This window comes from Arthrobacter sp. B0427-1-12, from assembly GCF_059092905.1.
The window spans coordinates 1-12,238 of sequence record NZ_JBNHIC010000017.1 but is presented as its reverse complement, the minus strand read 5'-3'; the positions used below and the strand labels follow the sequence as shown (position 1 = coordinate 12,238).

Here is a 12,238-nt window from a genome sequence, read left to right as displayed (position 1 = left end):
CGGCATGGCGGAAAAATCGCATTCCGGTGCAGGAATATGCGTCCTATTTCCCGAAGATTTCGGCAAGGAAACGGCCCGTGTGGCTCTGTTCCGACTGCGCGACCTTCTCCGGTACACCGGTTGCGATCACCTGGCCGCCGCCCGAACCGCCGTCGGGACCCAGGTCGATCACCCAGTCCGCGCTCTTGATGACGTCCAGGTTGTGCTCGATGGTGATCACGGTATTGCCCTTGTCCACCAGCCCCTGGATGACCATCAGCAGCTTGCGGATGTCTTCGAAGTGCAGGCCGGTGGTCGGCTCGTCCAGCACATAGATGCTTCGTCCGTTGGAGCGCTTCTGCAGCTCGCTGGCCAGCTTGACACGCTGGGCCTCGCCGCCGGAGAGGGTCGTGGCGGGCTGGCCCAGCCGCACATACCCCAGCCCCACATCCACCAGGGTGTTCAGGTGCCGGGCGATCGGCGTGAAGGCCGCGAAGAACTCCGCCGCTTCCTCGATCGGCATGTTCAGCACGTCCGCGATGGTCTTGCCCTTGTAGTGGACCTCCAGGGTTTCGCGGTTGTACCGGGCCCCGTGGCATATCTCGCACGGAACATATACATCCGGGAGGAAGTTCATCTCGATCTTCAGCGTGCCGTCGCCCGAGCAGGACTCGCACCGGCCGCCCTTGACATTGAAGGAGAAGCGCCCGGCCTGGTAGCCCCGGACCTTGGCCTCGTTCGTCTCGGCAAAGAGCTTGCGGATGTGGTCGAACACGCCGGTATAGGTGGCCGGATTGGACCGCGGCGTGCGGCCGATGGGGCTTTGGTCCACGTGGATCACCTTGTCCAGATGCTCCAGGCCCTCGATCCGGGTGTGCCGGCCGGCCACCTGCTTGGCGCCGTTGAGCTTGTTGGCCAGTACCTTGTACAGGATGTCATTGACCAGCGTGGATTTGCCGGAACCGCTGACGCCGGTGACGGCGGTCAGCAGGCCCAGCGGGAAGGACACGTCGACGGACTGCAGGTTGTTCTCGCGCGCCCCGACCACCTTGATCTGGCGACCCTTGTCATACTTGCGGCGCTTGGCGGGGACCTCGATCGACTTCCGGCCTGCCAGGTAGTTGCCGGTCAGGGATTCATGGTTCTCCAGCAGTCCGGCGAGCGGCCCCGAATGGACCACCTGTCCCCCGTGTTCCCCGGCCCCCGGACCGACGTCGACGATCCAGTCCGCTTCATGGATGGTGTCCTCGTCGTGTTCGACGACGATCAGGGTGTTGCCCAGGTCCCGCAGGCGGGTCAGCGTCTCGATCAGGCGGCGGTTGTCCCGCTGATGCAGGCCGATGGACGGCTCGTCCAGCACATAGAGCACCCCGACCAGGCCGGAACCGATCTGCGTGGCCAGCCGGATGCGCTGCGCCTCGCCGCCGGACAGGGTCCCGGCCGCACGTTCCAGGTTCAGGTATTCCAGCCCGACATCCAGCAGGAACGTCAGCCGGGCCTGGATTTCCTTCAGGACCTGGGCGGCGATCTGCACTTCACGGGGGGCCAGGTCCAGGGTGTCCAGGAATTCGGCGCACTCGCGCAACGGCAGGGCGCTCACTTCCGCAATGGACTTGCCGTTGACCAGCACGGACAGCGACGCCGGATTCAGCCGGGCGCCGCCGCACTCCGTGCACGGAATCTCCCGCATGTATTCCGCATAGCGGTCCCGCGCATGCTCCGATTCGGTTTCCAGGTGCTTGCGGTGGATGTACTGCACCGCGCCCTCGAAACCGGTGGTGTACTTGCGCTCCCGGCCGAACCGGTTCCGGTACTGGACCACCACCTTGTAGTCCTTGCCGTACAGGGCGGCTTTCCGGGCCCGGGAGGGCAGGTCCCGCCACGGTACATCCATGGAGAAGTCGAGTTCGTGGGACAGGCCTTCCAGCAGCCGGTTCCAGTACTCCAGGGTGGCCTTGCCCAAGGCCCACGGAGCAATGGCCCCTTCGGCCAGGGAAAGGTCCGGATCCGGAACGACCAACTCCTCATCAACCTCGAGTTTGGTGCCGATGCCGGTACAGGCAGGGCAGGCACCGAACGGGTTGTTGAAGGAGAAGGACCGGGGCTCGAGCTCATCGATGGCCAGTGGATGCTCATTCGGGCAGGCCAGATTCTCGGAAAAAGCACGGGTCCGCCCGGGATCATCGGCCGCAAGATCCACGAAGTCAACCAGCACCCGGCCCTCGGCCAGCCCCAGCGCCGTCTCCACCGAATCGGCCAGCCGCTGGCGGATGCCGTCCTTGACCACCAGCCGGTCCACCACCACCTCGATGGTGTGCTTGTACTGCTTGCCCAGCTTCGGCGGCTCAGCCAGCTGCACCAGGTCACCGTCGACCCTGGCCCGGGAGTAGCCCTTGGCCGTCAGCTCCTTGAACAGGTCCACGAATTCGCCCTTGCGCCCGCGCACCACCGGCGCCAGCACCTGGAACCGGGTGCCGGCGTCGAGCTCCAGCAGTTGGTCCACGATCTGCTGCGGCGTCTGCCGGGTCACTGGCTCACTGCATACCGGGCAGTGCGGGCGGCCGATGCGCGCCCAGAGCAGGCGCATGTAGTCGTAGATTTCGGTGATGGTGCCCACTGTGGAGCGCGGGTTCTTGCTGGTGGACTTCTGGTCGATCGACACGGCAGGCGACAGGCCCTCGATAAAGTCCACATCCGGCTTGTCCACCTGGCCCAGGAACTGGCGCGCATAGGCGGAGAGGGACTCCACGTAGCGGCGCTGGCCCTCGGCGAAGATCGTGTCGAAGGCCAGGGACGACTTGCCGGAACCGGACAGGCCCGTGAACACGATCATTGCATCGCGCGGAAGGTCAAGGTCCACATTGCGCAGGTTGTGCTCGCGGGCACCCTTGACGATCAGCCGGGAAAGGTCCGGCCGGGAAAGGTCTGCCCGGGCAGGACCGGGGCGCGGAACCTCCCGCCGAACGGTGTCCCGGACGGCCGCTTCCGCCTGCCCGGGTTCTGCGGCCTCGAGGGAATCAGCCGTGGAGGTGGTCATTGAAGAAGCTTTAGGCACGTCCCCACTTTAGTCGAAAACTTCTTCGAAGACACATTCAGACCAGGTGCCGCGGCCTACTTTGCCTCCAGCGCCGCCTGCACATACCGGAGCGCGTCGTCGTCGGTGAATCCGTTGGCCCGCACCACATTGGCGTAGATCCTGGCGGCCTCGGCCACCTTCGCCCGGGCCTGGTCACCTGCGGCGGACACCACGGTCCCGGCGCGGGATTTGGTCTGGACCACGCCAGCCTGCTCGAGCTCGCGGTAGGCTTTGGCCACCGTGTTGACGGCCAGGCCCAGCTGGGCGGCCAGGGCCCGGACCGTTGGAAGTTTGGTACCGGCCACCAACCGGCCTTCGGCAACTGCCGCTGCTACGGACTGCCGCAGCTGTTCATAAGGCGGGACGGCACTTGCTGGGTCGACGGTCAGCCAGTCAAAGGCATTCGTCATGGTGCCAGCATGGACGCATTATCGGCGTAGTGCAAGCGCCGGTACAAACGCAGCTGCCGGCACAAACGGGGCACCGGAGGCCTGTTCCCGCTGAGCCGTCCCCAGACGGGGATGGTTCATCCGGGCGATGGTTAGACTGGCAGCATGATTGACCTCCCCGAGATCACCATCCGCAGCATTTCCGTCAGCGAGATGGACAACAATGTGTACCTCTTGACAGCCAAGAAGTCCGGGAACCAGGTGCTCATCGACGCCGCGGACGACGCCGGGGCCATCAAGGAAATGCTCGATGCCAGCCGGGCCGATGCCGCAGCGGAAACCCAGGTCCTGTTCGTGGCCACGACCCACAGCCATTGGGACCATGTCCGGGCGCTGCCGGAAATCGTGGCCTATACCGGGGCCAAGACAGCAGCCGGCTCGGAAGATGCACCCAACATCGAGGTACGGACCGATGTCCTGCTGGAGCAGGGCAACCAGGCCGACTTTGATGGCTTCTCGCTGGAGGTCATCAAGCTGCGCGGCCACACACCGGGCTCGGTTGCCTTTCTCTACCGGGACCCCCATGGCCCCGCCCACCTGTTCACGGGCGATTCCCTCTTCCCGGGCGGCGTCGGTAACACGCAGAAGGATCCAGAGCGCTTCGCATCACTGTTCAACGATGTGGTGGAACGGGTCTTCAACCAGCTGCCCGACGACACGATCGTCCATCCCGGGCACGGCAAGGGCACCACGCTCGGCGCCGAGCGCCCGCACCTGTCCGAGTGGAAGGCACGGGGCTGGTAGCAGCGCTACAGTTTGCGGCCGACGCAGAAGATGCGGCGGAACGGGAAGACCGTCCCGTGTTCCGTGGCGGGATAGGCTTCCTGTAGCGCCTTCCGGTACGCGCCCTCGAACTCGGCGGCCTCGTCCGGAGCCAGGGCCTCAAGGACCGGACGCAGCCCCGTTCCCCGCACCCATTCGAGCACCGGATCCGGACCGGACAGCTGGTGCAGATACGTCGTTTCCCATGCCTCCGCCGCGCAGCCGGCGTCCAGCAGCAGCCGCAGGTAGTCAGCGGGGTCACCCACCGCGCCGGCGTGCCTGAGGACGCCGGCCAGCCGGTCCCTCCACCGGTCCGATTCCGCCAGCTCCCGCATCAGCACGTGCGACGGGGACCTGAAATTGCCCGGTACCTGGACGGCCAGCCACGCGCCGGACGGCAGCAGCCGGAGCCAGCGGCGCATCAGGTCCCGGTGTCCCGGAACCCACTGCAGGGCGGCATTGGAGACCACCACGTCGACGCCGGCGGAGGGCTCCCAGCCGGAAATGTCTCCGGTTTCGAACCGGAGGTTCGGCGCCTCATGGTCAGCCCGCGCACGTGCGGCCATGTCCGGCGAGGAATCCAGCCCCAGCACCTGCGCCCCCGGCCACCGCGCGGCCAGGACCGCGGTGAGGTTTCCCGCCCCGCTGCCCAGGTCGGCCACGATCCGCGGGGCCTCCGCAGCGATGCGGCCGGTCAGGTCGAAAAACGGGCGGTTTCGGTGGTCCGCGAACTCAATGTATTTCCGGGGATCCCATTTCACGCCCCCAGCATTGCGCGGGGCATGGTTTCGCTCAACCATTAAAGTGCAGTTGGACTAAAGCGCACGTGGTTTTCATCCGGCCTCAGTGGAATCGAGCAGACCATGCCCAGCGAACTGGCCATCAACCGAACCGTGGACATCCCGGCGCGCCGCAGCATGGTCTGGGATGCGCTGACCGACGCCGAGCACCTTGCCGAGTGGTTCTCGGATGAGGTCGCCCTGGAGCTCCGTCCCGACGGCGCAGCGACATTCACGTGGGCGGAGTACGGCACCTTCCATGCCGTCGTTTCGGCGGTGGAAGAAGCGCGGCGCTTCAGCTACCGCTGGGCCAATCCCCCGGACACGGCCGTGGCGGAAGGCAACTCGACGCTGGTCACCTTCGAACTGGAGGATTACGACGGCGGCACCCGGCTGACCGTTTCGGAGACGGGCTGGGAGGAACTCACCGAATCGAACGAGGAACTTCGGCGGGACCTGCAGAACAACTGCGAGGGCTGGGACAAGGAACTGGCGGATCTGGTCGCCTTCCTGGCCGAGGAAACCGGGTCCTGAGTCCGTCATATTCCGTCGCCCCGGTCCGCTTGTGCCATGATGCATGCGAAGTTCAAGCAGAACCATGGCAACGAGGGGACGGCGGATGACCGGCTGGCGGATCAGGGATTTCCATTCGGAGGACATGGACGGGATCCTGCACCTGTGGGAGACCCTGAAGGCAGCAGGCGTCGAACCGGTCTACGCGCTGTCCGAGGTCCTGGCGTCCTGCCAGAAGGACCACGCTGTGGTCGCGGTCCACGGCGACGAGGTGATCGGTGCCGCCGTCGGGCGGGCTGCCCATGACCAGGGCTGGATCGTTTTCCTGGCCACCGCCATGCCGTGGCGGGGCCGCGGCATCGGCACGGCGCTGCTCGCCGCCGTCGAAAACCGGATGGCGCAGCACGGACTGACCAAGCTCTCCGCCCTGATGCCGGAAACCGAGACCCGGGTGGAAGCGTTCCTCAACCGCGGTTTCGCGATCAAAAAGAACCTGCGCTATTTCGAGCGGCACATCCCGGTGCAGCGGCAGGAACTGGGGGCGCTGAGCGAGCTCGGCGGCCGGGTCCTGCCGCGTGACCTGTGGAATGCAGTCGGCGGCATGCAGCGGGAAAAGGAGCTGCTGGAGCGCAGGCTCGTCCTCCCGCTGGCCGAGCCGGAGCTGGCGGAACAGTACGGCGTCGTAGCCCCGCGCGCCGTTGTCCTTTTCGGCCCGCCCGGGACCGGCAAGACCACCTTCGCCAAGGCCATCGCCTCCCGGCTGGAGTGGCCCTTCGTGGAGGTCTTCCCCTCACGGCTGGCCTCGGATCCGAAGGGCCTGGCCGGTGCGCTGCGCCAAACGTTCCTGGACATTGCGGAGCTGGAGCACGCCGTCGTCTTCATCGATGAAGTCGAGGAAATCGCCGCCCAGCGCCAGGGCGAGCCGCCGTCTCCGCTGCAGGGCGTCACCAACGAGCTGCTCAAGATCATCCCGGCCTTCCGCGAGCAGCCGGGCCGCCTGCTGGTCTGCGCCACCAATTTCATCCGTGCCCTGGATTCAGCCTTCCTGCGCCATGGGCGGTTCGACTACGTCATTCCCATCGGTTTGCCGGACGAAGCGGCGCGCTTTGCCATCTGGCAGCGCTACGTTCCCGACGCCGTTGCCCAGGATGTCCAGCTCGACCTGCTGGTGGGCAAGACTGCCGGCTTCTCCCCCGCGGACATCGAATATGCGGCGCGCAAGGCCTCCCAGAGCGCCCTGGAGCTCGCCCTGTACCAGCCGGAAAAGTCCAACGGCGCCAAGGGTCCGTCGACGGCGGACTACCTGGAAGCGATTGCCACGACCCGGACCACGGTGTCCGAGGAAGTCGCCCAGGAGTTCCTGGAGGATATCGAGACCATCGCCAGGCTGTAGGCCCGCCGGCGGAACCGATGCTCAGAACCGGTACAGTTCGAACCCCACCCGCCGCACGGCGGCCTCCGGGCCGCCGGTCACCAGCTCGACCTGCCGCCGGGCCTGGTCCTCGACCGGATCGGCGCTCAGCGCTGCCAGATACCGGCGGTGCTCCGCCAGCGAGCGCACAGCGCGGCCGATGCTGCCGCCGTCGACCTGCACCCAGTGCGTGGGCTGCATAGAGTCGACGGCCACCCAGCTCACGCCCGCGTGCGGCGCCAGGCCTTCGGCGGCCAGTTCGGGGAAGATCCAGTTATTCGCCGCATCGGCCACCGCGTCCATGACCGCGCGGCCCAGCTGCCGGTGGTCCGCGGAGTTCCACTGGCCCGGCCCCCAGGTATCAGCGAAGTTGAGGGTGATGATGCCGTCGGGGCGCCGGCGCCGGATGGCGCGCGCGATGTCCCGGCGCAGGCCCAGTGTGTTCTCCAGGCGGCCGTCCGGCCAGCCGAGGAACTCCACCTCCCTGACTCCGACGTGCGCGCAGGCACGGCGCTGTTCCGCTTCACGGATGTGGGCCGCTTCGGCCGGGGGCAGTCCGGCGATGCCGGCCTCGCCCCGGGTCGCCAGCAGGTAGGCCACGTCCTTGCCCCCGGCGGTCCAGTGCGCGACGGCGGCAGCGACGCCGTATTCGGCGTCGTCCGGGTGGGCCATGACCAGCAGGGCGTGCTGCCAGTCGTCGGGCATTTCGGCAAATGCTTCCATGGAGGGCTCCTTCCTGCTGCCCAGCCTAGTCCCGGGCCGCGGGAATGTCGGTGCCTGCGGCTACCCTTGATGAGTAATGAAACTTCTTGAGCTGCTTCCCGCTACCGCGTCCCCTGCCACGGCCCCATCCGCACCGGTCAACCCCGACGACGTCTACACCGGCTTCGTCGAGTGGGTGGAGGGCCGCGGCATGCAGCTGTACCCCGCGCAGGATGAGGCGGTGATGGAGCTCGTCAGCGGCAGCAACGTCATCCTCGCCACGCCCACCGGGTCGGGCAAGTCCATGGTGGCCATCGCCGCGCATTTCCACGCCATGGGACGGGGCGAGCGCAGCTACTACACCGCGCCGATCAAGGCCCTGGTCTCGGAAAAGTTCTTCGCCCTGTGCGACGTCTTCGGCGCGGAGAACGTGGGCATGGTCACCGGCGATTCCGCCGTGAACCAAGACGCGCCCATCATCTGCTGCACGGCGGAAATCCTGGCCAATATCGCGCTCCGCGAGGGCTCCGCGGCGGAGCTGGGCGTGGTCATCATGGACGAATTCCACTACTACTCCGATCCGCAGCGCGGCTGGGCCTGGCAGGTGCCGCTGCTGGAGCTGCCGCAGGCCCAGTTCCTGCTCATGTCCGCCACCCTCGGCGACGTGTCCCGGTTCGAGGACGAACTCACCGAACGCACCGGCCGCGGCACCACCACGGTCAGTTCGGCGGAGCGGCCCATCCCGCTGCATTACTACTACGTGCAGACGCCGGTCCAGGAATCGCTGGAAGAGCTGCTCAGCACCCGGCAGGTCCCCGTTTACGTGGTCCATTTCAGCCAGGCGGAGGCCATCGAACGGGCCCAGAACCTGATGAGCATCAATGTGTGCACCCGCGAGGAAAAGGACCGCATCGCCGAGCTGATTGCCGGCTTCCGCTTCGCTCCGGGGTTCGGAAAAACGCTGAACCGCCTGGTCCGCCACGGCATCGGCGTGCACCACGCCGGCATGCTGCCCAAGTACCGCCGGCTGGTGGAGCAGCTGGCCCAGGCCGGGCTGCTGAAGGTCATCTGCGGTACGGACACGCTGGGGGTGGGTATCAATGTGCCCATCCGCACCGTGCTGCTGACTGCCCTGAGCAAGTACGACGGCGTGCGCACCCGTCTGCTCAACGCCCGCGAATTCCACCAGATCGCCGGGCGGGCCGGGCGCGCCGGCTACGACACGGCAGGGACCGTCGTCGTACAGGCCCCCGAACATGTGGTGGAGAACGCCAAGGCGATGGCGAAGGCCGTCGCCAAATTCGGCGACGACCAGAAGAAACTGCGGCAGGTCGTCAAGAAGAAACCGCCGACCGGTTTTGTCTCCTGGGGTGAAGCGACCTTCCAGAAGCTGGTGGAGAGTGCGCCGGAGCCGCTGACCTCCAGCTTCACAGTGACCCACGCCATGCTGCTGAACCTGCTGGAACGGCCCGGCGACCCGTTCACCGCCGCCCGGCGGCTGCTGACGGAAAACCATGAGCCGCGGGCGACGCAGCTGCGGCTGATGAAGCGCGCGCTGGGGATCTACCGCGAACTGCTGACCGCCGGCATTGTGGAGCGGCTGCCGGAACCGGACGCCACCGGCCGGACCATCCGCCTGATGGTCCATCTGCAGGCCAACTTCGCCCTGAACCAGCCGCTCTCCCCCTTCGCCCTGGCCAGCCTGGAGCTGCTCGATCCGGAAGCCGGCAGCTACGCGCTCGACGTGGTGTCCGCCATCGAGGCCACCTTGGAGAAGCCCCGGCAGATCCTCTCCGCCCAGGAATCGAAGGCCCGCGGCGAGGCGGTGGCGGCCATGAAGGCGGACGGCATCGAATACGAGGAACGCATGGCCCAGCTGGAGGAGGTCAGCTATCCGCGGCCGCTGGCCGACCTGCTGTTCCAGTCCTTCGAGGTCTACCGCAAGGGCGCTCCATGGCTGGGCGACTTCGATCTCTCGCCCAAGTCGGTGGTGCGGGACATGTACGAACGCGCGATGGACTTCGGCGAATTCGTCCAGTTCTACAGCCTGGCCCGGTCCGAAGGCATCGTGCTGCGCTATCTGGCGGATGCGTACAAGGCACTGCGGCAGACGGTCCCGCCGGAGGCGCTGCGCGAGGATCTGGAAGACATCATCGCCTGGCTCGGCGAGCTGGTCCGCCAGGTGGATTCGAGCCTGCTGGACGAATGGGAGGAGCTGGCCGCCGGGGCCGGCGCTGCCGATCTGGCCGCCGAACACGCTGCCGAATCCGTGCTGACCAAGGCGCCGCCGAAGCTGACGGACAATATCCGGGCCTTCCGGGTCATGGTCCGCAATGAGATGTTCCGCCGGGTGGAGCTGTTCGAAGCGGAGAAGGAAGACGTCCTGGGCGAGCTCGATTCCGCTTCCGGCTGGACCGTGGAGCGCTGGGGTGCGGCCATGGATGCCTACTTCGATGAGCACGATGATCTGGGCACCGGCCCGGATGCCCGCGGGCCGCAGTACCTGGTCATCGAGGAGGGCCTGGCACAATGGAAGGTCCGGCAGATCTTCGACGACCCGGCCGGAAACCATGACTGGGGCATCAGCGCAGTGGTTGATCTGGACGAATCGAACCAGGCCGGCAGCGCCGTTGTCCGCGTGACGGGCGTCGGCACCGATCTGTCCTAAGCTCGAATCATGAACCACATTCGTCCCGCCCGTCCCGACGACGTCCCCACGATCCTCCAGTTCATCCATGACCTCGCGATCTATGAGAAAGAGCCGAACGCGGTCAAGACCACCGAGGAGCAGCTGCACCGGACGCTCTTCGGCGAGAACCCCGCTGTCTTCGCCCACGTCGGCGAACGGTACGGCGAGGTCCAGGGCTTCGCGCTGTGGTTCCTGAACTACTCGACGTGGGAAGGCGTGCACGGCATCTACCTGGAGGACCTCTACGTCCGTCCGCACATGCGCGGCGCGGGCCTGGGCAAGCACCTGCTGCGGACCCTGGCGCAGATTGCAGTGGAACGGGGCTATGCCCGGGTGGAATGGAGCGTGCTGAACTGGAACGAGCCGTCCATCAAGTTCTACCGGAGCCTCGGCGCCGGACCGCAGGACGAGTGGACGACGTACCGGCTGACCGGCGAGGCCCTCGCCGCCTTCGGCGGGCCGGTGGACCAGGCCGATGCCGTAGGCGCCAGGGCCGCGCAGTGACGCCTTCGGCCGGCCGCTCCGCAGACCACGTCGCCGGTCCGGCCTATGAGCTGCGCGGGCTGCGGGCGGTGGAGCACCGGTTCAGTGCGCCGCTGGACCACAGCAGGCCGGACGGGGAAACGATAGATCTCTTCGCCCGCGAGTATGTCTCGCTCGACCATGCCCCGGAAACCGTTGCCGACCTTCCATGGCTGCTGTTCCTGCAGGGCGGTCCGGGAGGACGCGGCACCCGTGCCATGTCATTGAACGGCTGGATGAAAGCCGCCGCCCGGAACTTCCGGATCCTGATGCTGGACCAGCGCGGCACCGGTCTGTCGACGCCGGTCAACCGGCAGACCCTGCCCGCGCGCGGAGACGCCCGGACGCAGGCCGCCTACCTGTCCCTGTTCCGGGCCGACTCGATCGTTGCGGACGCGGAGCTGATTCGGAAGACCCTCGTCGGCGGGCCGTGGAGCATCTTCGGCCAGAGCTTTGGCGGCTTCTGCGCGCTGACCTACCTGTCCTTCGCGCCGGACGGCCTCAGGGAAGTCCTGATTACCGGTGGGCTCGCGCCGCTCGCGGGCCACCCGGACCGGGTCTACGAAATGACCTTCCAACGGGTGGCCGAGCGCAACGCGGAGTACTTCGCCAAGTACCCCCAGGACCGCGGCCTTGCCACCCGGATCGCGCGGCACCTGGAAACGGTTCCCGAATACCTGCCCACCGGCGAACGGCTGACGGTCCGGCGCTTCCAGATGGCCGGTTCCTTCCTCGGCGGCAATACCCGTTTCGACGGACTGCACTACCTGCTGGAGGACGCTTTCCTGCCCACAGCCGACGGACCACGGCTCTCGGATACGTTCCTGCAGCAGCTCGGCGGGCTTGTCAGCCGGGCAGCGAACCCGTTATATGCCGTGCTGCATGAATCCATCTACTGCCAGGGCGAAGCCTCCAACTGGGCTGCAGCCCGGGTGCTGCTGTCCCGGCCGGACTTCCTGCCGGAGGCTGAAGAGCCGCTGTTCACGGGCGAGATGATCTACCCCTGGTATTTCGACGAAGATCCGGCGCTGCGGCCACTGAAGGAGACCGCGGAACTGCTCGCAGCCAAGGCGGACTGGCCGCCGCTGTACGACCGTGACCGGCTGATCCGCAACGCCGTCCCCGTGGCCGCTGCCGTCTACCGCGACGATATCTACGTGGACCGCACCCTGTCCCTGGAGACAGCGGCCATGGTCAAGGGCCTGCAGGTCTGGGAGACGGCCGACTTCCACCATGACGGCATCAGCGACGACGGCGCCGGCATCTTCAACCGCCTGCTGCGGAAGTGCCGGGGACTCGACTGACCATCACGCCGTTAACGCGGCGGGGGGGGGGGGGGGGGGGGGGGGGGGGGGG

The 12,238-nt window shown here is 66.9% G+C and carries 10 protein-coding genes; 6 read left to right on the top strand and 4 right to left on the bottom strand.

Annotation, left to right across the window (positions count from 1 at the left end; all coding sequences use genetic code 11):
- Positions 1–43: 43 nt before the first annotated feature.
- Together uvrA and AC5RWU_RS11850 are read right to left on the bottom strand one after the other, a co-directional pair.
- Entirely contained in the window at positions 44–3,034 is a 2,991-nt protein-coding gene (gene uvrA / locus AC5RWU_RS11855; protein WP_494031180.1) for an excinuclease ABC subunit UvrA, read from the bottom strand.
- Between the two features lie 56 nt (positions 3,035–3,090).
- A complete protein-coding gene (locus AC5RWU_RS11850; RefSeq protein ID WP_494031181.1) occupies positions 3,091–3,465 on the bottom strand; it encodes a GntR family transcriptional regulator in 375 nt (124 codons plus the stop codon).
- A gap of 144 nt (positions 3,466–3,609) precedes the next feature.
- On the opposite strand from AC5RWU_RS11850, the gene AC5RWU_RS11845 reads away from it, so the two are divergent.
- Positions 3,610–4,248: an MBL fold metallo-hydrolase gene (locus AC5RWU_RS11845; RefSeq protein WP_494031182.1), complete on the top strand. Its 639-nt coding sequence runs from the start codon at positions 3,610–3,612 to the stop codon at positions 4,246–4,248.
- Positions 4,249–4,253: 5 nt separating this feature from the next.
- On the opposite strand, the gene AC5RWU_RS11840 is transcribed toward AC5RWU_RS11845, so the two are convergent.
- Complete coding sequence (locus AC5RWU_RS11840) at positions 4,254–5,027, bottom strand: trans-aconitate 2-methyltransferase (RefSeq protein ID WP_494031183.1); 774 nt, start codon at positions 5,025–5,027, stop codon at positions 4,254–4,256.
- A gap of 102 nt (positions 5,028–5,129) precedes the next feature.
- On the opposite strand from AC5RWU_RS11840, the gene AC5RWU_RS11835 reads away from it, so the two are divergent.
- Together AC5RWU_RS11835 and AC5RWU_RS11830 are read left to right on the top strand one after the other, a co-directional pair.
- The gene (locus AC5RWU_RS11835; RefSeq protein WP_494031184.1) at positions 5,130–5,579 is read left to right on the top strand and encodes an SRPBCC domain-containing protein; all 450 of its coding nucleotides are present in this window, start codon (positions 5,130–5,132) and stop codon (positions 5,577–5,579) included.
- Between the two features lie 85 nt (positions 5,580–5,664).
- Positions 5,665–6,951: an ATP-binding protein gene (locus AC5RWU_RS11830; protein ID WP_494031190.1), complete on the top strand. Its 1,287-nt coding sequence runs from the start codon at positions 5,665–5,667 to the stop codon at positions 6,949–6,951.
- 21 nt (positions 6,952–6,972) lie between these two features.
- Here AC5RWU_RS11830 and AC5RWU_RS11825 read toward each other — a convergent pair whose 3' ends face one another.
- Positions 6,973–7,692: a PIG-L deacetylase family protein gene (locus tag AC5RWU_RS11825; protein WP_494031185.1), complete on the bottom strand. Its 720-nt coding sequence runs from the start codon at positions 7,690–7,692 to the stop codon at positions 6,973–6,975.
- Positions 7,693–7,768: 76 nt separating this feature from the next.
- On the opposite strand from AC5RWU_RS11825, the gene AC5RWU_RS11820 reads away from it, so the two are divergent.
- The 3 genes from AC5RWU_RS11820 to AC5RWU_RS11810 are packed head-to-tail and all read left to right on the top strand — an operon-like array spanning position 7,769 to position 12,186.
- On the top strand, positions 7,769–10,339 hold the full coding sequence (locus tag AC5RWU_RS11820; protein ID WP_494031186.1) for a DEAD/DEAH box helicase: 2,571 nt from the start codon (positions 7,769–7,771) through the stop codon (positions 10,337–10,339).
- A 9-nt stretch (positions 10,340–10,348) separates the two neighbouring features.
- A complete protein-coding gene (locus tag AC5RWU_RS11815; protein WP_494031187.1) occupies positions 10,349–10,864 on the top strand; it encodes a GNAT family N-acetyltransferase in 516 nt (171 codons plus the stop codon).
- Complete coding sequence (locus AC5RWU_RS11810) at positions 10,861–12,186, top strand: alpha/beta fold hydrolase (protein ID WP_494031188.1); 1,326 nt, start codon at positions 10,861–10,863, stop codon at positions 12,184–12,186. The genes AC5RWU_RS11815 and AC5RWU_RS11810 overlap by 4 nt, the downstream gene beginning before the upstream one ends.
- Positions 12,187–12,238 lie beyond the last annotated feature (52 nt).